The sequence below is a fragment of the Streptomyces sp. NPDC023573 genome, assembly GCF_055559735.1.
In genome coordinates this window covers 243054-261019 of record NZ_JBVHKB010000010.1, presented here as the reverse complement: position 1 = coordinate 261019, position 17966 = coordinate 243054, and the positions used below count along the sequence as shown (strand labels likewise).

The following is a 17966-nucleotide window of genomic DNA, read 5'->3' as shown; positions in this document are numbered from 1 at the left end:
ATGAACGCGACCCCCTTGCGCGGAGCCCTCCTCGCGGCCTTCGCCTGCACCCTCGTAGGCGCCTCCTTCACGGCGAACAGCGTCCTCGGTGACTACCCGTACGCGGGCGGCCAGGCAGTGCGGTACGGCCTGGCCGCCCTGCTGCTCCTGCCGTTGCTGCGCTCCGGCGCCGGACCACGGCCCGCCGTGGTCCTGAGGACGCTCACCCCGAGGCAGTGGGGCCGCCTGGGAGCCCTCGCCGCCATCGGGATGGTCGGCTTCAACCTCGCCGTCCTGGCCGCGGAACGCACGGCCGAACCGGCTGTGCCGGGAGTGCTCGTCGGGTGTGCGCCCATCATCGTCGGCGTCCTCGTACCCGCCCTGGAAGGGCGCCGCCCCACGCGGGCGGTCCTGTGCGCGGCGGGTCTCGTGGCCGGCGGCGCGTTCACCGTCCAGGGCTGGGGCCGGACCGACCTGGTCGGTGTCCTGTACTCGGTGGGCGCACTCGGTGGTGAGGTCGGCTTCGCGGTACTGGCCGTGCCGGTGCTGCGCCCCCTCGGACCGAAACTGCTGTCGGCGGTCGTGTGCGCCGTGGCTGCCGTGGAATCCGCGCTGCTCGGCGTCCTGCTCGACGGAGGGGACTTCCTGCGGGTGCCCACCGTGGGGGAGTCCCTGGCGCTGCTCTGGCAGGCGGCAGTGGTCACCGTCATCGGCTTCGTGTGCTGGTACAGCGGTATGCGGCGCATCGGCGCCGAGCGGGCCACGCTCTTCTCCGGCCTGATCCCCGTATCGGCCGCGCTGACCGCACCGCTGGTCGGTACGGGGACGTACGGCGTGGGTCAGGGCGTGGGAAGCCTCCTGGTGGGGCTGGGAGTGGCGCTGGGCTCAGGTGTCCTGGGACGGGGCGGCATCCGTACGTCGGCGGCTCGTGTCGAGGATGACCCGCGCGACGGCGGCAGGGTCGTCGTTCATCGGGACATGGCCGCAATCCGGAAGGCGGACGAGCCGCGCGCCCGGGATCACGCGCTTGGCCCTGACGCCCTGCCGGCGCAGGAGCAGACGGTCCTTGTCGCCCCAGGCGATGCTGACGGGGACGTCCGGTATGTCGTCGGTGAACGCGACGGTCAGACCGGCCTCCAGAGTCTGCCGGAAACCGGTCGCCTCGCGGAGGGCGACGGTCTCCGACACGACCGCGTCCGGTGAACGACGGCCGGGGCGCGCGTAGATGGTGCTGGTCAAGGCGGCCCGGCCGGGTGAGCTCTGCGAAAGCCGCTCGATCAGCGGCATCGGCATCGCGAGGGCCGCCCCGCGCATCGCCCGCAGCACTCCGAAGGCATAGCGACGCTCGCTCCGGGTCCAGAAACCCGCGGGGGACAGGGCCGTCACCGAGCGGACGAGCTGTTCACGGCCCAACTCCAGAGCCAGCAGCCCTCCCAGGGAGTTGCCGGCCACATGCGGCCGTGCCAGGCCGAGCGCGTCGAAGAACGAGCCGAGCACCGGAACCATGGTCCGCAGGTCATGGCTGAGCCCTTGTGGCAGCGCCGGTGAGGCACCGAACCCGGGCAGGTCCACCGCTATGACGTCCCGCTCGGCGGCCAGGACGTGTACGACCGGATCCCACGCCTGACGGTGATGACCGATGCCGTGCAGCAGCACCAACGGAGCGCCCGAACCGCACCGTTCGTACGACACGCCGACCGTGCGGCGGCCGACGGGGGAGCCCACTGCGAACGAGATCGTGGCGGCCATGCTGCTCCTCGGGACGAGCTCGGCGGGGCGGGGCGGGGTGGTACGGCTCGGCTGGGTGCGGGGCGGAATGAGACGCCTCGTCAACAATGATTACCGTCGGGTAGCTCGTAGTTCAAGGGGCGAGTGCGATTCCCGCTGGACACCCTCCGACGCGTCGGCTGGGATGGATGAGTGACTGCCGACACCGTGACCGATCTGTTCGAAGAACACCGGCCCTTCCTCACGGGGGTCGCCTACCGCATGCTCGGCCGCGTCGCCGACGCCGAGGACGTGGTGCAGGAGGCATGGCTGCGCTGGTCGTCGGCGGAGCGTGAGGACGTACGGGAGCCTCGGGCCTTTCTCGTCAGGATCACCACGCGTCTGGCCATCGACCGGCTGCGCCATCTGAAGTCCCGACGCGAGTCGTACGTGGGGCCGTGGCTGCCCGAACCCGTGGTCACCGCATTCGGTCCGGCGGTCCCCGATTCGGCTGAGCGCGCGGTGCTCGCCGACTCCGTCTCCCTCGCCGTGCTCGTGGTCCTGGAAACCCTCTCCCCGCTGGAGCGTGCCGTCTTCGTCCTGCGCGAGGCCTTCGGCTTCCCGTACGCGGAGATCGGCGCCGCTCTCGACCGGTCCGAGGCGGCGGTACGGCAGCTGGCCGGCCGGGCCAAGCGCCATGTGGAGGAGCGCAAACCGAGGTACGACGTGGACCCGGCCGTGCGGCGCGATCTCACCGAGCGCTTCCTCGCCGCAGCTTCGGGCGGGGACCTGGATCAACTGCTCTCCCTGTTGGCTCCCGATGTGCGCCTCGTCAGCGACAGCGGAGGCAAGGCGAAGGCGCCGCGGCGGATCATCGAGACCGCGGACAAGGTCGGCCGCTTCCTCGTCGCGGTGGGCCAGGACCTGCCTGCCGCGACGGAGGTCCGCATCCTGGAACTCAACGGCGGCCCCGCCCTGGTGTTCAGTGTGAAGGGGGAGGTGGACGCGGTGTTCCAGGCCGAGGTCGACGGCGGAGTCATCAGGTGCGTCTACGTCATCCGCAACCCGGACAAACTGGCTGCGTTGCACGCGGGTTAGCGGCACAGGCGGCTACCCCGGCGCCGACGTCCTGAGCCCCGACCCGCCCCACGGCCCTCACCGACGGAGTCGGCCGTGGGGCTTCGTGTTGCCTGCGCCCGTCGCCACACGAACGCCCCGTGAACGCTCTGCGGCAGGGGGCCGTTTCGCTGCGTTACCGGGCGAGGATTGGTCTTGACCAAGGTGGTTCGCCGTCCTAAGGTCAGAACGTTAAGGCAGGAACCTTTAATAAAGAACGTCGCGGAATACAAGCCACCGGCGGATGCGGAGGACAGGGTGGGGACCACGCAGCTGGAATCGGTGCAGGAGCCGAAGTACTGGCACCTGAGGACCGTGCTCAGTGAGGCGCTCGACTCGGACTTCTCGGTGGGAGAGGTCCTGCCCAACGAGCGGGACCTCGCGGCGCGCTTCGGCGTGGCCAGGGCCACCCTCCGCCAGGCGCTGGAGCAGCTCGAACTCGAAGGCAGGCTGCAGCGGCGCCGCGGAGTGGGCACCACCGTCGCCCCGCCCCGGGTCGGGGTGGCCGTGGCCACCGCGCAGCAGGGCTGGGCCGGCGGCGGCACGGACGAGGCGTGGCAGCCCATCGAGTGCGCCACGGACACCGCTCCCGCCGCGGTCGCCGCGCTGCTCGGCACGGACGCCCGGGAAACCGTGCATGTGGTGCGCCGCATCCGGGTCGCTCAGGGTCAGGCCGTGGCGGCCGAACTCCTCTACGTGCCGACGTCGTCCGTCCCCGAGCTGTCCGCCATCGAAGCGCCGTCAGGGCCTGTCCGCGCGCGCGCGGTCCTGCGGGAACTCCACCGCCTCGACCTCGACGGCCAGGACCGCTCGGTCGAGCTCGGTTCGGCCCGTGCGGACGACGCGAAGGAGCTCGACCGGCTCCCCGGCGCCCCGGTCCTCGTGGTCACCACCCGGCATTTCGCCGCCGCAGGCACGGCAGCGGTCTCTGTGGCCACTTACAGGGCCGACACCTGCCGGCTCACCTTCGGTGATTCCGGCGCGCTGGAGATCAGCCACGACGAGCAGGAGCGCAAAGCCTCCTGACGTCTCAGGAAGCCTCCCGACGTCTCAGGGAACCTGTCCCGCGACGTCCCTGTCCCTCGACATCTCTGGGCCTCGACGTCTTCGGTAGGCATGCTGCCCGGACTTCCTGGCCGCTCCGGACTTCCTGTCCGGAGGCTGTGGCCCGGCCCGTTTCTCCACGGCCCGTCGCTGTCAGCGGCGGGCCGTCACTGTGCCTTCCACCGCGAAGAGCTGTTCCTCCACGTGGTCCAGTGCCAGCCGCAACGCGCCGGTGGCGACAGCCGCCTCCCCTAGGAGGGAGAGGGCCACCCGGGGCGGCCGCAGGCAGTAGCGGGCGAGCTCGTCGCGGAGCGGGTCGAGAACACCGTCCAGTCCGGCAGCCCAGCCCCCGATGACCACGAGCTCCGGATCCAGCGCCAGCACCAGAGCTGCGACATCGTGCACCAGACGCTGGATGAACCGCGCGACCGCGGCCTGGGCCCCCGCATCGCCGCGCTTGGCCTTGGCGAAGACCGCGGCGACCGCGTGCTCGTCCAGAGGGTCCAGTGGAGTGTCCGTGGTGGACAGCAGATGTTCCGGCGTGACATCACGGCCGAGGAGATGCAGCGCGCCGATCTCTCCGGCCGCACCACCGAACCCACGGTGCAGCCGTCCGCCGATCAGCGACCCTGCGCCCGGACTCAGGCCTGCCAGGACGAAGACGATGTCGTCCGACCCGGTCGCCACACCCTTCCAGTGTTCGGCCACCGCGGCCGCGTTGGCGTCGTTCTCCACCAGGACGGGGCACCGGAAGGAACGCCGTAGCCTTTCGCCGAGCGCGAGACCGGTCCAGTCCGGAAGGGCGGTGCCCAGCCGGACGGTGCCGTCCGCCTCCACGATGCCGGGGCTGCCCACGCCGACCGCGCGCAAGCTGCTCCGCTGCACCCCGGTACGGCGCAGCACGTCGGCGATCATTCCTCTGACCTGGTCGAGCCTGTCATCCGCGCAGGCCGTCTCGGACACGTCCCGTGAGCCTGCGCCGACGATCCGTCCGTCCAGCCCCGACAGGAGGGTGGAGACCCGGTGCGGGCCTATCTCTATGCCCAGCAGGTACCCGGCCTCAGCGCGGAACCTGAACCGCCTGGCAGGCCGGCCCTGGCGCCTGGCTCCGCTCTCGTCCGGCAGGGCCTCCACCACCAGGCCTGCCGCGAAGAGCCCCTCGACTACACCTTCGACCGTGGGACGCGACAGACCGGTGATTCGGGTCAGGTCCGTGAGCGTGGGCGAATCCGCCCCTCGCAGGGCATGCAGCACCACTGCGGAATTGATTCTCCGCAGCAGAGACGGGTCCCCACCGGTCAGCCTGCCCACCGTGTGTCCTCCCAGGTCGTGCCCATGTCTGCCGGATCGTACTCGCTGACTCCGGCCTCGGCGACCAGCACCCGGAGAGAGACAACCGGAACCGGTCCCGGCCCGGGAGCAGCAGAAGCCGCGAGGGTCGGCTTGCTTCCGGCCCCGGAAGAGCGCAGCAGCAGCGGGAGGGTCAGCGGGGAGCTACGAAGCCCGACTCATAGGCTGCGATCACTGCCTGAGTGCGGTCCCTGGCACCCAACTTCGCGAGCACGGCGCTGACATGTGACTTCACGGTCTCCACGCCCACGACGAGCTCGGTGGCGATCTCCGCGTTGGACCGGCCCCGTGCCATCAGGCGGAGCACCGCCGACTCGCGGTCGGTGAGCGCCGCCCGGACCATCGCGTCCCGCGCCTTGCTCGTACCGTAGTCCGCGGCGAGCTGCCGGACCGCGGCAGGGAACAGCAGCGACTCACCCTCGGCAACCAGCCTCACCGCGTGCACGATCTCCGCGGGCCGGGCCCGCTTGAGCAGAAACCCGTCCGCCCCTGCCCGCAGCGCTTCGTAGACGTACTCGTCGTTCTCGAACGTGGTCACCACCAAGATCTTCGGCGGATCGGCGACGGTGCGCAGCACCAGCCGGGTCGCCTCGATGCCGTCCATCAGAGGCATGCGCACATCCATGGCCACGACGTCGGGGCGGAGGCTGCTGACGAGAGGGATCACGGCCGCACCGTCGGCGGCCTCACCTACCACCTCGATGTCGTCCTGCGCTTCCAGGACCGCGCGGAGCCCTGTGCGCACCAGAGGTTCGTCGTCGACGAGAAGTACGGTGACCGGCATCCGGTCAGCGTATGCGGTCCAGCGGAAGGCTCGCGTGCACGATCCATTCTCCATCGTGCGGGCCGGTCCTGGCCTGACCGCCCAGCAGGGCGGCCCTCTCCCGCATACCCCGCAGTCCGCCGCCGCTGCTCGGTGCACGTGCCGATGCCGCGAACGGGTTGGTGACCTCCAGCTCCAGCCTCTCCTTCGCCACGGCGATCCTCACCCGTACGGGAACGCCGGCGGCGTGGCGCAGCACGTTGGTGAGCGACTCCTGCAGGATCCGGTAGCCCTCGCGGGACACCGGTCCGGGGACCAGATCCAGCGGGCCGGTCATTTCCACGTCCATCTCCATGCCGGAGCCGCGGGCCGAATCCAGCAGCCGGTCGGCTTCGACCAGGGTCGGGCGAGCCCCGGCGGGAGGGTCCGACTCCCTCAACACGCGCAGAACACGCTCCAGATCGTCCATAGCCTGGCGCCCCGTCTCCTCGATGGCGGCCAGTGCCCGTGCGGTGAACTCCGGATCACCCGCCGCCCTGGCAGCCCCCGCTTGCACGACCGCGACCGTCAGCGCGTGTCCGATCGAATCGTGAAGCTCGCGAGCGATGCGGTTACGCTCCAGCAATTGCTCCGTGCGTTCCTCCAGGGTGGTCATCCGCTCGGTCGGAGACGGTCCCAGCAGCCCTCGTGCCGCTGCCGTCACCACCTCGCCGCACAGGACGACCAGCCCGAGCAGTATCAGGACCGGTACGGGGGCGAGCAGGGCGCACCACCAGCCGGGTCCGACGTCGCGGGCCAGCCATACGTCGCTCGGCTCCGTCCCGAACACACCTCTAAGGAGGTCGACCGCCGTGGCCGACAGCCAGACCGTCCCGAAGCACGTCACTGCCGCGAGCGCGAGTCGCAACTCCAGCCAGGCAACGGTTCGCCAGCGGGCCGGCCACGTCGTGGCACGCCCGACGGAGATTGCAGCGTCAGGGTGGCCCCGCTGCTCGGGTGCGAGGAGCAACTGCGCCTGAAGCCCTTCGGCCAGACGCATCGCCGGAATCAGCCCGACAGGTATCGCGAAAAGGAACGGCATCCACGGTTTGCTCGGCGAGATGAACAACCACAGGCTGCCGAAGGCGGCCGGAATGAGCAGGTGCAGCCAACGACTGTACGTGGCCGGTCTTGCCAGAATTGCGAAGAAGCGGCGCATGCCTGCCATCGTGTCAGGACAGGCCGGAGCGCGACTCCCCCGAGCGAGGGAGACGAACCACCCTGGCGGGGGAGGCCGCAGGCGGCGACAGACAGCCAGGCTTGGCACATGACCAGCATCGACGTCCACGGACTCATCAAGGACTACGGGCCCACCCGCGCCGTGGACCAGCTCACGTTCAGCGTGAGACCCGGCCGCGTGACAGGCTTCCTCGGGCCCAACGGTGCGGGCAAATCCACCACCATGCGACTCGTCCTCGGCCTGGACCGGCCCACAGCCGGCACCGCCACCATCGGTGGGCTGCCGTACGCCTCGCTGGGAAGCCCGCTGCGCCAGGTGGGCGCCCTGCTGGACGCCCAGGCCGCTCATGGCTCGCGCACCGCGCGTGACCACTTGCTCGCTCTCGCGGTGAGCAACGGCATAGCCGGGGCCAGGGCTGACGAGGTCCTGGAGGGAACGGGCCTCGCGGCGGTCGCGAGACGGAGGATCAAGACGTTCTCGCTCGGTATGCGACAACGCCTGGGGATCGCGGGAGCGCTGCTCGGTGACCCGGACGTGGTGATGCTCGACGAGCCGTCGAACGGGCTGGACCCGGAAGGCATCATCTGGATCCGCGAGCTGATGCGCGGCATGGCCCGCGAGGGCCGCACCGTCCTGGTCTCCAGCCACTTGATGAACGAGACCTCCTCGTTCGCGGACCACCTGATCGTCCTCGGTCGCGGACGGCTCCTCGCGGACCTGCCGATGCAGAAATTTCTCGACTCCCGCAGCCGGCCCGGTACCCGGTTCCGCACCACCGATTCCGCTCGGCTCTGCGAGGTCCTGCTCCGCCTGGGACACACGCCGGTGCAGGAGGACGACGGGCGCTGGACCGTCTACGGGGCCAAGGCGGAGGAGGTCGGCGCCGTGGCCGCGGTCCAAGGAATCCCCTTGCTCGAACTCCTCGACCTGCAGCCCACCCTGGAAGAGGCCTACCTCGATCTCACCACGGAGCAATCGGAGTTCACGGCGGCCGCATCGCCCACCCCACGTCCCCGCCAGGAGGCCTGAGTACCGTGAACACTTCCACGACGGCGGTACTGCGCTCCGAATGGATCAAGATCAGATCGGTGCGGTCCGTGCTGTTCTCGCTGACAGCGGTATTCGCTGCCACGCTTGCCGTCACGGTGCTCGCGTCTGCCACCGTGGGGCAGGCGGAGGCTGACGACGGCCACGATCTGCTGCTCTCGGCCTTCTACGCACTGAACTTCGGCCAGATCGCGGCCATAAGCTTCGGGGCCACGGCTCTGTCCTCCGAATTCCTGAACGGGGCTCTGCGCATATCCCTCTCGGCCGTTCCGCGACGGGGCCTTCTCTACGTCGCGAAGATGTCGGTGGTCGGCGGCCTCGCCTTGGCCATGGGGATGGTCACCAGCTTCGCCACGTTTCTGGTGGGACAGATGTTCATGGGGGAGTACGCGATCGGCCTGGGAGATCCCGGGGCGCTCCGCGCGTCGTTCGGAGGTGGGGTCTATCTCGCGCTGATCGCCCTGTTCGCCGCAGGACTGACTGCACTGCTGCGCAGTGCTGTTGCCGTGCTCAGCGCGCTCATACCCTTCCTGCTGATCGTCTCCTTCGTCGTCGGAGACGTCGCGGGGGGCGTCGCTCGATATCTGCCCGATCGGGCAGGGCAATCGGTGCTCCGCCAGATTCCGGACGGAAGTCTCGGGCCGTGGGCGGGTCTGGCGGTGACCGCGGTATGGGCCGGTGCCGCCCTGCTTGCCGGCTGGTGGAGACTGCGGACGCGAGACGCCTGAGGATGCGGTGAGCCGGGGTGCGACAGCTCGGCCGCCGAGGTGCCGAGTAGCCGTCTTCCTGTATCCGGAGAAGGCGGGGGAGGGCTGGTGCGACGCCATGTGTCAGTGCATAGCGGTTTACTGACGGTATGACCACCGCACATCATCTCCGCCTCATCGACGGGATGCGCACGAGGGGCTTCCCCTCGGAGCGCGTCCCGACGGGCTCGGGAATCAGCGGACCTGGCTACCACACAGCCCTCCTCCTCGGCGAGGACGACCACGGGGACGGGGACGGGGCGGACCGCCTCGAACTCCGCGCGCAATGTGTGGCGGAACACGACGCGCTGCTCGCGCTGCTCACCTTGCGCTGGGGAGAACCGCAGATCGTCAGCCTGTGGAGCGCACAGGAACGGATGATGGCAGGGGAGGTGATAGCCGAGCCCTGGGCCGACCCCGTCGCCAGTTGTGAGCATCTCCAACTGTGGCGCGCGGAGGACCGGTGGGTCGCTGTCGTGCTCCACCTGGAGGATGACGGGCCAGGCTGTGAGTTGGGCGTACTGGTCACGGTGGTCGACCCGCCCTGACTCACCTGCGAGTCGTCAGCGCGCTGTCCGTGCGCGTCCACATGTCGCCGCCGTGTCCGTCCCGTTTCTCGGTATGCCTGCCGCCGGCGCACGAGCCCTGCCGCATGGCCCGACAGGGGTGTGGCCTGTTACGAACCGTCCTGCTCAGCGGCCGCCGCTGAGAGGCGGGCGTACTCCTCCGCCATGGTGCGCACGGTCCAGTGCGCGTTCAGACCGCTCGGGTTGGGCAGTGCCCAGACACGGGCGCCTCCGACGGTCCGCTCCTGCGGGCCGATCCGCGCACGGCGGTCGCCGAAGGCCGAGCGGTAAGCGGTCACCCCGACCACGGCCAGCCACAACGGGCCCAGCGCTTCGACCTTGGCCGACAGGACTTCTCCGCCCGCGCGGAATTCTTCCGGCCTCAGCTCGTCCGCTCGTGCGGTGGCTCTGGGCACCACATTGGTGATGCCCAGGCCGTAACCCAGAAGCTGATCCTGTTCGGACGGTTTCAGCTGCCTGGGTGTGAAGCCCGACAGATGCAGCACCGGCCAGAACCGATTGCCGGGATGAGCGAAATGGTGCCCCGTAGCCGCGGTCATCAGACTCGGATTGATTCCGCAGAACAGCACACGCAGGCCGCCCGCGACCACGTCGGGTACGACGCGGTCGCGGGCGGCCGACAGTTCATCGGGAGTCATACGGCCGGGAGCAGGCCGTCAGAGAATGGAGCCGGGGGTGTACGCCGCGGCCTCCGGGTGCTGCTTGGCGATCTCCTCGATCCTGGCCACCAGAACGGCGACCTGATCGCCCGCCGCGCCGGTGAACGAGAGCTTGTCCGCCATGAGGGCATCGAGCTCAGCGCGGTCGAGCGGGATGCGCTCGTCGGCGGCCAGCTTGTCCAGCAGCTCGTTGCGCTCCGCACCCTGCTCACGCATGGCGAGAGCCGAGGCGACCGCGTTCTCCTTGATGGCCTCGTGAGCGACCTCGCGGCCGACCCCTGCCCGCACCGCACCCATCAGCACCTTGGTCGTCGCGAGGAAGGGAAGGTAGCGGTCCAGCTCACGCGCGACGACCGCGGGGAACGCGCCGAACTCGTCGAGGACGGTGAGGAACGTCTCCAGGAGGCCGTCGAAGGCGAAGAACGCGTCAGGCAGCGCGACCCGGCGGACCACGGAGCAGGACACGTCGCCCTCGTTCCACTGGTCGCCCGCCAGCTCGCCCGTCATCGACGCGTAGCCGCGCAGGATCACCATCAGCCCGTTGACCCGCTCGCAGGAGCGCGTGTTCATCTTGTGCGGCATCGCCGACGAGCCGACCTGGCCCGGCTTGAAGCCTTCCGTCACCAGCTCGTGCCCGGCCATCAGCCGGATGGTCTTGGCGACCGACGACGGTGCGGCGGCCAACTGCACCAGCGCGGTGACCACGTCGTAGTCGAGGGAGCGGGGATAGACCTGGCCCACGGAGGTGAAGGCGTGCCCGAAACCGAGGTGGCCGGCGACGCGCTGCTCCAGGTCCGCGAGCTTGCTCGCGTCCCCGCCCAGCAGGTCCAGCATGTCCTGCGCGGTGCCGACGGGGCCCTTGATGCCCCGCAGCGGGTAGCGGCCCAGCAGGTCCTCCAAGCGCCCGTAAGCCACCAGCAGCTCGTCCGCTGCGGTGGCGAATCGCTTGCCGAGCGTGGTCGCCTGCGCGGCGACGTTGTGCGAGCGGCCCGCGATGACCAGCTCGCTGTACTCCGCCGCCAGCTTGCCCAGCCGCGCCAGAACCGCCACCGTGCGGTCGCGCATCAGCTCCAGCGAGAGCCGGATCTGCAGCTGCTCGACGTTCTCGGTGAGGTCCCGGGAGGTCATGCCCTTGTGGACCTGCTCATGGCCGGCGAGAGCGTTGAACTCCTCGATCCGCGCCTTCACGTCATGCCGGGTGACCTTCTCGCGCTCGGCGATCGAGGCGAGGTCGACCTGGTCGATCACGCGCTCGTAGTCGGCCACGGCCGCGTCGGGTACCTCGATCCCGAGGTCCTTCTGAGCGCGCAGCACCGCCAGCCACAGCTGACGTTCCAGCTTCACCTTCTGCTCGGGGGACCAGAGGACGGCCAGCTCCGTAGAGGCATAGCGGCCGGCCAGGACATTGGGGATGCGAGGCTTCGCAGACACAGCAGTCACGTGTCCGGATTCTACTGGCGGTTTCTGCAGGTCCGTCCCACGGTCCGGTATGTGGCTTCCTACGAGCCGCCCGCCCCCGGCTGCCCGGGCGCAGGTGGCCGGGTTGTGGGTGGTCCGACTGCCCGGCGGCCGGTCCGTGCACAGAGGCGGGTCAGCCGTCCAGCCGGCGCCAGCCGGTCACCGGCCCCGGGTTCGCCGTGTCCACGGGAGTGATCCAGTACGCCTTGCCCAGCTCCGAGTCGTACTGCGCGCCTGCCCGGCCGTCGCCGGACGAGCGCCCGGTCAGGCGCCGCCCGATCCAGGGCATCAGATGGTGTCGGGCGAACCGTACGTCGTCGATCCGCCGCTGCGCCCACCGGGCGGGCGCGGACACCGGCATCGGGCTCTGCCAGTCGCTCTCCGCGGGCAGCCCCAGCGTCTGCCACACCGCCTCCGCGACCCTGCGGTGTCCCTCGGCCGTCAGATGCAGCCGGTCCACGTCCCACATCCGCGGATCTCCCAGCGACGCCGCACCGTACAGGTCGGTCACCACCGCGCCATGGCGTTCGGCCAAGTCGCCGACCAGCGAGAACAGCTCCTCCATGCGCGGACGGAAACGTTCCATCACCGGACCGTTCCGGCCCGGGCTGCGCATCAGAACCAAGGTCTTGCACGCCGGCGCGAGCCGCTCCACCGCCTCCTCCAGGCGGTCGCGGACCATGCCCATGTCGCACTTCGGCCGCAGGGTGTCGTTGAGCCCGCCGACGAGTGTGATCACATCCGGCTGGAGCGCCGCGGCGACGGCGACCTGCTCGTCCACGATCTGGCCGACGAGCTTTCCGCGTACGGCGAGGTTGGCGTAACGAAATCCGGGCGCGCGTAGAGCGAGACGGGCGGCGAGGACATCGGCCCAGCCCCGGTAGGAACCGTCGGGCAGCAGATCCGACATGCCCTCGGTGAACGAGTCGCCGACCGCGACAAAACTGGTGTAGGAGGCATTCAATTCCATGGCGCTGCCGATCGTACCGCGCCCGCGGTCCCTCACCCGGGGCTGCGGAAGCACGGAGCGCGAAGGAGGGGCGCGGCCGAAGCCACGCCCCTCCGCCTGCCGTCACGCGACGCCGACGCGGGCGTCAGCGGGGCTGGGGCCTGCCCACCAGCTCACGCAGGACGTCCTCCATCGTGATCATGCCCGCCAGCCGGCCGTCCTCGTCGAGGACGGCCGCCAGATGCGTGCGACTGCGCCGCAGCGCGGTCAGCACGTCGTCCAGAGGCGTCGCCGCACGCACCCTGGCGATCGGCCGCAGAGCCGTCACCGGGAAGGGCACGTCGCGCGGCGTGGCGTCCAGGGCGTCTTTCACATGGAGGTACCCGATGATGCGCCGCTCGCTGTCCATCACCGGGAAGCGCGAGAAGCCGGACTCGTGGGAGAGCCGCTCCAGCTCCTCCGGGGTCGTGCCGACCCTGGTGGAGAGCACCCGGTCAACCGGGAGGAGCACGTCCCGGACCGGGCGCCGGCCCAGTTCCAGCGCGTGGCGAAGACGGTCGGCCGAGCGGTCGTCGACGAGCCCGGAGTCCTCGGCGTCCTTGACGAGGCGCGCCAGCTCGTCGTCGGAGAAGGTCGCGGAGACCTCGTCCTTGGTCTCCACCCGAAGCAGCTTGAGCAGGGTGTTCGCGAAGGCGTTGATCGCGAAGATCACCGGCTTCAGCGCCCTCGCGAGCGTGACCAGCGGCGGTCCGAGCAGCAGCGCCGTGCGGGCCGGCTCGGCCAGCGCGATGTTCTTCGGCACCATCTCGCCGAGCAGCATGTGCAGATACGTCGCCACGGTGAGGGCGATGACGAACGAGATCGGGTGCACCAGTCCGTGCGGCACACCCACCCCGTCGAAGACGGGCTCCAGCAGATGGGCGATGGCCGGCTCGGCGACGATGCCCAGCACCAGGGTGCAGAGCGTGATGCCCAGCTGTGCCGCCGCGAGGAGCGCCGACACGTGCTCGAGCCCCCAGATGACACTGCGGGCCCGCCGGTTCCCGGCCTCGGCCTCGGGCTCGATCTGACTGCGGCGTACGGAGATGAGCGCGAACTCCGCGCCGACGAAGAAGGCGTTGACGACCAGGGTCAGCAGGCCGATGAAGAGCTGGACGGCGATCATCGTTCGTCCTCCGACGGCTCGTCGCTGCCGGGCAGCGGGGCGTGCAGCAGCGCACGCGCGGCGCGATGCCCCGACGCGTCGACCACGTCGATGCGCCACCCGGTGAGCTCGACGGAATCGCCGACCACCGGGATGCGGCCGACCTCAGTGGCGATCAGACCGGCCAGGGTCTCGTACGGTCCGTCCGGTACCCGCAGCCCGACGGTGCGGAGCTGGTCGGTACGGGCCGCACCGTCGGCGGACCACAAGGTGCGTCCGTCCGCGTCCTCGCCCGCGGCCGCCAGGTCGGGGGTCTCGTGCGGGTCGTGCTCGTCCCGCACCTCGCCGACCACTTCCTCCACGATGTCCTCCAGCGTCACGACTCCCGCCGTACCGCCGTACTCGTCGATGACGACGGCCATGGCCAGCTTTCCGGAGAGCCGGTCCAGCAGGCGGTCGACGGTGAGCGTCTCCGGCACGAGCAGCGGTTCGCGCAGCATGTCGGACACCCGCTTACGGGGCCGCTGGTCCGCGGGAACGGCCAGCACGTCCTTGATGTGGGCGACGCCCACGACCGTGTCCAGGCTGCCCCGGTAGACGGGGAACCGGGACAGGCCGGTCGCCCGGGTGGCGTTCGCGACGTCCTCGGCGGTCGCCTGGATCTCCAGGGCGGTGACCTGGACGCGGGGCGTCATCACGTTCTCCGCCGTCAGTTCGGACAGGTTGAGAGTGCGTACGAAGAGTTCCGCGGTGTCCGCCTCGAGCGCACCCTCCTTCGCGGAGTGGCGTGCCAGGGCCACCAGCTCCTGCGGGCTGCGAGCCGATGCCAGTTCCTCGGCCGGCTCGAGGCCGAAGCGCCGTACGATCCGGTTGGCGGTGTTGTTGAGGTGACTGATGAAAGGCCGGAAGACCGCGGTGAACGCGCGCTGCGGAGCGGCGACCGTCCGGGCGACGGCGAGCGGGGAGGAGATCGCCCAGTTCTTCGGGACGAGCTCACCGACCACCATCAGGACGACGGTGGACAGCGCCGTGCCGATCACGAGCGCCAGCGAGGAGGACACCCCGGGCGACAGACCCGTCGCTTCCACCGGCCCCCGGATCAGCTTGGAGATGGACGGCTCGGAGAGCATGCCCACGATCAGGTTGGTGACGGTGATGCCGAGCTGTGCGCCGGACAGCTGATAGGTGAGGCTGCGTACGGCTTTGAGCGCTCCCGCCGCGCCCCGGTCCCCTCGCTCGACGGACCGTTCGAGATCGCCGCGCTCCACGGTGGTCAGGGAGAACTCCGCCGCCACGAATGCTCCGCAGGCGAGGGAGAGCAGTAGCGCCACGAGGAGCAGAAGCACTTCGGTCATCGGTTCACCTCCGTCCCATGATCGGGCAGGGGCAGAAGGTTCGCGCGATGTCGGCGGTGTCGACTACTGGGGGGCTCGCCCATGGGCGGACGCTCACACCTTTCGAAAGGGTCGGACGGTCGAGGATCCATAGTAAAGGCTCGGCAAAATTGCCTGTACGGGGAGACGGCTCGCCGCTGGTCGGGGGAGTTCGGCGGTGCCGGGCGTGGTCACAGGGACTTGACCCAGCGCCGCCAGTGGTCCTCGCGATGGTAGCCAGCCGCGCCCCAGGCGTGATGTGCCCGGTCGTTGGACTCCAGCACCATGGCGTCGACCCGGCGGCCGCCCAGGGCCAGGAACCGGTCCTCCGCGGCTCCCAGCAGCGCGGTGGCGACGCCCTGCCGACGGCAGGCGGGGTGCACGGCGAGCCGGTACGCGGAGCATCGCCATCCGTCGAAGCCGGCTATGACGGTCCCGGCGATCCGGCCGTCGCGTTCCGCCAGGAGCAGGGCCTCGGGGTCCCGGGTGATCAGCCGGGCGACCCCCTCGTGGTCGTCGGTGATGCTGGTTCCCTCCGCGGCCTCGCGCCAAAACCGGAGCACGGCGTCGATGTCGGAGAGGGCGGCGCAGCGGATATCGAGATCGGTCATGGTCCGAGCCAATCAGAGCGCTCGCGGGAAGGGCGAACTGTTTCGCCCCGGCCCCGCCGGTGATGTCGTCCCGGCCTGCTTCCTCTTGCGGGTGCTAGCGGACACGCGCTAGCGTGATGGCGTGCCCAAGACGCAGCTGAACGTTCGAGTGGACGAGGCCACCGCCGAGGCGGCGCGACAACGCGCCCTCCAGCGGGGGATCAGCGTGAACCGTTACATAGAGGAGCTCGTCAAACAGGATGCGGGCGAGGTGGGACACACCTTCGTCGAGGCCGCGGCCGACTTCATGAAGCAGTACGAGTCGGTGTTCGCCGAGGAGTTCGGCCCGGAGCGCGAAGGCACCCGTTGAACCTGCAGATCGACCTTTCCTGGCTGCTCATGGTCGCCGAGCACAAGACGCCCGGTGATCCGCAGGTCGTCGACTGGGGTGCGCTCGTCGCCGCGGTCAGCCGGCACGAGGCGGAGATCTTCGGCAGCCCCGTCTACAGCGACCCGCACTCCCGGGCGGCCGCCCTGCTCCAACTGCTCCTGCACGTGCCCGCGCTGGAGCACTCCAACGCCATGTTCGCCTCCGCCGTGGCCTACGGCTATCTCGTCGCCTCAGGGCTGAAGGTCATCACCTCTCCGGAGCAGGTGCGCGATCTCGCGCGGCTGGTGAAGGAGGGCAAGGCCGACGTCCGGACCATCGCCGAAGAGCTCCGACGGTGGAGCCTGTGACCGGCGTTCCTCAGCCTGCTTCCGCCTCGCCACAGTCTGTCCGACAACAACGAGAGTCCCTAGCGGTCCACCACGGCCGACCGGCGGGCCACGCCGAGCACACACGGCGAGCTCGGCAGCTGCACGCCCTTCGCCGGGATGCGGAACCTGCGCCACACCCCCAGCTCGAAGCCGGCCTCCTCGATGGCCGCCACCGTGTCCCGCGCCGTGTGGCAGCCGCCGAAGAGCACCGGCCACAGGGTGCGGTCCGCCGCCCGCTGCGCGGTCGCCAGGGTCCGGCCGGGGGCCAGCATGTGCTCGAAGAAGCGCAGCTCACCGCCGGGCCTCAGCACCCGCTTGATCTCCGCCAGCGCCCGGGGCAGGTCCCGGACGGTGCACAGGACCAGCGAGGCCACCGCCGCGTCGAAGGCCTCGCTCCTGACCGGCAGTGCCTCGGCCGTGCCCGGCACCACGTCGACCGGCACCTCCGCGCGCAGCGCCGCAGCGGCCGCCAGCTGCCGCAGGCCGCGCTCGGGCTCGATCGCGACGACTTCGGACACGGCCCCCGGGTAGTGCGCGAAGTTGAGGCCGTTGCCCGCGCCGATCTCGACGACACGGCCGGAAAGACCCGCGAGAAGCTCGTCGCGACGGTCCGCCACGCCCCCCTTGAGGTCGGCCGCCACGCTCAGCCTGGCGTAGAAGCGGGCGAAGACCGGGTGGTGCACCGCGTCCCGGGGGACAGGTGTGCTGCGCCGACGCATGATCGGGCCTCCTCGGAGGGCACGTGCTGATACGGCTCTCATCGGATTCTCCCCCGTACGGCCCCGCTCAGCCGCTCGGACGGTGACCGCCGAGTGCCGGTGCCAGCCAACTCGCCGCCCGCGCCCGGAAGTCGGCCGGTTCCAGCGCCCCGGAACCGGCCGGCACCGCGCCGAGCAGCGGTGCGCCCGCGGCGACCGGCAGGTCGTCGATGTTGCACCGCGAGGCCAGGTCCGGATCGCCCGGCATGCTCCCCACCACCACCCCGGGACATGTGAGGCCCCGCGTCCGCAGCGCCTCCGTCGTCAGCGCGGTGGCGTTGAGCGTGCCCAGGCCCGCCGGGGCCACCACCAGCACGGGTGCCGCCATCAGTCTCGCGGCGTCCGCGAGCGTGGCCCCCTGCTCGTCGTACCGGACGAGCAGCCCGCCCGCGCCCTCGACCAGCACCAGGTCGTGCTCCGTCGCCAGCTTCTGGGCGGCCTCGGCGATCTCGTACGGGCGTACGGGGGCGAGGCCTGCCCGGCGTGCGGCTGTCTCCGGTGCCAACGGCTCCGGGAACCGGGCCAGCTCGACGGCAGTCACATGAGCGCCGGCCAGCCGTGCCACCTCGGCGGCGTCCCCGGGCTCGCCCGGTGCGAGCCCTGTCTGGGCGGGCTTGAGGACCGCGACCCGGCGGTCCCGGTGAGCGGCCGCGACCGCCGCGGTCACGATCGTCTTGCCGATCTCGGTGCCCGTCCCGGTCACCACGAGGATCGTCAT

General features: G+C 70.5%; 19 protein-coding genes and 1 pseudogene. 8 read left to right on the top strand and 12 right to left on the bottom strand.

Going from position 1 to position 17966, the window contains the following annotated elements; all coding sequences use genetic code 11:
* Positions 1 to 801: pseudogene (locus ACZ32T_RS29255) on the top strand (DMT family transporter); the annotation flags it as partial.
* 63 nt (positions 802 to 864) lie between these two features.
* On the opposite strand, the gene ACZ32T_RS29250 reads toward ACZ32T_RS29255, so the two are convergent.
* Positions 865 to 1728 carry an alpha/beta fold hydrolase gene (locus tag ACZ32T_RS29250; protein ID WP_467369934.1) on the bottom strand — a complete coding sequence of 288 codons (864 nt, stop codon included), beginning with the start codon at positions 1726 to 1728 and terminating at the stop codon, positions 865 to 867.
* 171 nt (positions 1729 to 1899) lie between these two features.
* Here ACZ32T_RS29250 and ACZ32T_RS29245 point away from each other — a divergent pair, with 171 nt between their 5' ends.
* The gene (locus ACZ32T_RS29245) at positions 1900 to 2784 is read left to right on the top strand and encodes an RNA polymerase sigma-70 factor (protein ID WP_467369932.1); all 885 of its coding nucleotides are present in this window, start codon (positions 1900 to 1902) and stop codon (positions 2782 to 2784) included.
* A gap of 276 nt (positions 2785 to 3060) precedes the next feature.
* A complete protein-coding gene (locus ACZ32T_RS29240; protein WP_467271338.1) occupies positions 3061 to 3828 on the top strand; it encodes a GntR family transcriptional regulator in 768 nt (255 codons plus the stop codon).
* Between the two features lie 171 nt (positions 3829 to 3999).
* On the opposite strand, the gene ACZ32T_RS29235 is transcribed toward ACZ32T_RS29240, so the two are convergent.
* The 3 genes from ACZ32T_RS29235 to ACZ32T_RS29225 all read right to left on the bottom strand — a co-directional run bounded on the left by ACZ32T_RS29235 (position 4000) and on the right by ACZ32T_RS29225 (position 7157).
* Entirely contained in the window at positions 4000 to 5157 is a 1158-nt protein-coding gene (locus tag ACZ32T_RS29235) for an ROK family transcriptional regulator (protein WP_467271206.1), read from the bottom strand.
* A 172-nt stretch (positions 5158 to 5329) separates the two neighbouring features.
* Positions 5330 to 5980: a response regulator transcription factor gene (locus ACZ32T_RS29230; RefSeq protein WP_467369930.1), complete on the bottom strand. Its 651-nt coding sequence runs from the start codon at positions 5978 to 5980 to the stop codon at positions 5330 to 5332.
* A 4-nt stretch (positions 5981 to 5984) separates the two neighbouring features.
* Positions 5985 to 7157 (bottom strand): sensor histidine kinase, encoded by a 1173-nt coding sequence (locus ACZ32T_RS29225; protein ID WP_467369928.1) that lies wholly within the window; start codon positions 7155 to 7157, stop codon positions 5985 to 5987.
* Between the two features lie 108 nt (positions 7158 to 7265).
* Between ACZ32T_RS29225 and ACZ32T_RS29220 the strand changes: the two genes are divergently transcribed.
* The 3 genes from ACZ32T_RS29220 (at position 7266) to ACZ32T_RS29210 (ending at position 9519) form a co-directional block, all read left to right on the top strand.
* Positions 7266 to 8207 carry an ABC transporter ATP-binding protein gene (locus ACZ32T_RS29220; protein ID WP_467369926.1) on the top strand — a complete coding sequence of 314 codons (942 nt, stop codon included), beginning with the start codon at positions 7266 to 7268 and terminating at the stop codon, positions 8205 to 8207.
* Positions 8208 to 8212: 5 nt separating this feature from the next.
* On the top strand, positions 8213 to 8953 hold the full coding sequence (locus ACZ32T_RS29215) for an ABC transporter permease (RefSeq protein ID WP_467369924.1): 741 nt from the start codon (positions 8213 to 8215) through the stop codon (positions 8951 to 8953).
* Positions 8954 to 9081: 128 nt separating this feature from the next.
* Positions 9082 to 9519 carry a hypothetical protein gene (locus ACZ32T_RS29210; RefSeq protein WP_467271196.1) on the top strand — a complete coding sequence of 146 codons (438 nt, stop codon included), beginning with the start codon at positions 9082 to 9084 and terminating at the stop codon, positions 9517 to 9519.
* 128 nt (positions 9520 to 9647) lie between these two features.
* Here ACZ32T_RS29210 and mug read toward each other — a convergent pair whose 3' ends face one another.
* The 6 genes from mug to ACZ32T_RS29180 form a co-directional block, all read right to left on the bottom strand.
* The gene (mug, locus tag ACZ32T_RS29205) at positions 9648 to 10196 is read right to left on the bottom strand and encodes a G/U mismatch-specific DNA glycosylase (protein ID WP_467369922.1); all 549 of its coding nucleotides are present in this window, start codon (positions 10194 to 10196) and stop codon (positions 9648 to 9650) included.
* A gap of 18 nt (positions 10197 to 10214) precedes the next feature.
* Positions 10215 to 11657, bottom strand: coding sequence for an adenylosuccinate lyase (gene purB / locus ACZ32T_RS29200; RefSeq protein ID WP_467271192.1), 1443 nt, complete (start codon positions 11655 to 11657; stop codon positions 10215 to 10217).
* A gap of 151 nt (positions 11658 to 11808) precedes the next feature.
* Positions 11809 to 12645 carry an SGNH/GDSL hydrolase family protein gene (locus ACZ32T_RS29195; protein ID WP_467369920.1) on the bottom strand — a complete coding sequence of 279 codons (837 nt, stop codon included), beginning with the start codon at positions 12643 to 12645 and terminating at the stop codon, positions 11809 to 11811.
* Positions 12646 to 12769: 124 nt separating this feature from the next.
* Positions 12770 to 13789 carry a hemolysin family protein gene (locus tag ACZ32T_RS29190; RefSeq protein WP_467271187.1) on the bottom strand — a complete coding sequence of 340 codons (1020 nt, stop codon included), beginning with the start codon at positions 13787 to 13789 and terminating at the stop codon, positions 12770 to 12772.
* Positions 13786 to 15123 carry a hemolysin family protein gene (locus ACZ32T_RS29185; RefSeq protein ID WP_467271185.1) on the bottom strand — a complete coding sequence of 446 codons (1338 nt, stop codon included), beginning with the start codon at positions 15121 to 15123 and terminating at the stop codon, positions 13786 to 13788. The genes ACZ32T_RS29190 and ACZ32T_RS29185 overlap by 4 nt, the downstream gene beginning before the upstream one ends.
* Positions 15124 to 15332: 209 nt before the next feature.
* Positions 15333 to 15752: a GNAT family N-acetyltransferase gene (locus ACZ32T_RS29180; RefSeq protein WP_467369918.1), complete on the bottom strand. Its 420-nt coding sequence runs from the start codon at positions 15750 to 15752 to the stop codon at positions 15333 to 15335.
* A gap of 121 nt (positions 15753 to 15873) precedes the next feature.
* Here ACZ32T_RS29180 and ACZ32T_RS29175 point away from each other — a divergent pair, with 121 nt between their 5' ends.
* Both ACZ32T_RS29175 and ACZ32T_RS29170 read left to right on the top strand, forming a co-directional pair.
* Positions 15874 to 16101 carry an antitoxin gene (locus ACZ32T_RS29175; RefSeq protein ID WP_356715004.1) on the top strand — a complete coding sequence of 76 codons (228 nt, stop codon included), beginning with the start codon at positions 15874 to 15876 and terminating at the stop codon, positions 16099 to 16101.
* Complete coding sequence (locus tag ACZ32T_RS29170) at positions 16098 to 16469, top strand: fic family toxin-antitoxin system, toxin component (protein WP_362927781.1); 372 nt, start codon at positions 16098 to 16100, stop codon at positions 16467 to 16469. Before ACZ32T_RS29175 ends, ACZ32T_RS29170 begins: the two co-directional genes overlap by 4 nt.
* Before the next feature lie 59 nt (positions 16470 to 16528).
* Here ACZ32T_RS29170 and ACZ32T_RS29165 read toward each other — a convergent pair whose 3' ends face one another.
* A complete protein-coding gene (locus ACZ32T_RS29165) occupies positions 16529 to 17209 on the bottom strand; it encodes a class I SAM-dependent methyltransferase (protein WP_467369916.1) in 681 nt (226 codons plus the stop codon).
* 67 nt (positions 17210 to 17276) lie between these two features.
* The gene (gene bioD / locus ACZ32T_RS29160) at positions 17277 to 17966 is read right to left on the bottom strand and encodes a dethiobiotin synthase (RefSeq protein WP_467271177.1); all 690 of its coding nucleotides are present in this window, start codon (positions 17964 to 17966) and stop codon (positions 17277 to 17279) included.

Bases quoted from the DNA above. Each gene is read 5' to 3' on its own strand.
- ACZ32T_RS29165 (WP_467369916.1), bottom strand. From the start codon at position 17,209: ATGCGTCGGCGCAGCACACCTGTCCCCCGGGACGCGGTGCACCACCCG.
- ACZ32T_RS29250 (WP_467369934.1), bottom strand. From the start codon at position 1,728: ATGGCCGCCACGATCTCGTTCGCAGTGGGCTCCCCCGTCGGCCGCCGC.
- ACZ32T_RS29225 (WP_467369928.1), bottom strand. From the start codon at position 7,157: ATGCGCCGCTTCTTCGCAATTCTGGCAAGACCGGCCACGTACAGTCGT.
- ACZ32T_RS29185 (WP_467271185.1), bottom strand. From the start codon at position 15,123: ATGACCGAAGTGCTTCTGCTCCTCGTGGCGCTACTGCTCTCCCTCGCC.
- mug (WP_467369922.1), bottom strand. From the start codon at position 10,196: ATGACTCCCGATGAACTGTCGGCCGCCCGCGACCGCGTCGTACCCGAC.
- ACZ32T_RS29230 (WP_467369930.1), bottom strand. From the start codon at position 5,980: ATGCCGGTCACCGTACTTCTCGTCGACGACGAACCTCTGGTGCGCACA.
- ACZ32T_RS29220 (WP_467369926.1), top strand. From the start codon at position 7,266: ATGACCAGCATCGACGTCCACGGACTCATCAAGGACTACGGGCCCACC.
- ACZ32T_RS29195 (WP_467369920.1), bottom strand. From the start codon at position 12,645: ATGGAATTGAATGCCTCCTACACCAGTTTTGTCGCGGTCGGCGACTCG.
- ACZ32T_RS29190 (WP_467271187.1), bottom strand. From the start codon at position 13,789: ATGATCGCCGTCCAGCTCTTCATCGGCCTGCTGACCCTGGTCGTCAAC.
- bioD (WP_467271177.1), bottom strand. From the start codon at position 17,966: ATGACGATCCTCGTGGTGACCGGGACGGGCACCGAGATCGGCAAGACG.
- ACZ32T_RS29180 (WP_467369918.1), bottom strand. From the start codon at position 15,752: ATGACCGATCTCGATATCCGCTGCGCCGCCCTCTCCGACATCGACGCC.
- ACZ32T_RS29210 (WP_467271196.1), top strand. From the start codon at position 9,082: ATGACCACCGCACATCATCTCCGCCTCATCGACGGGATGCGCACGAGG.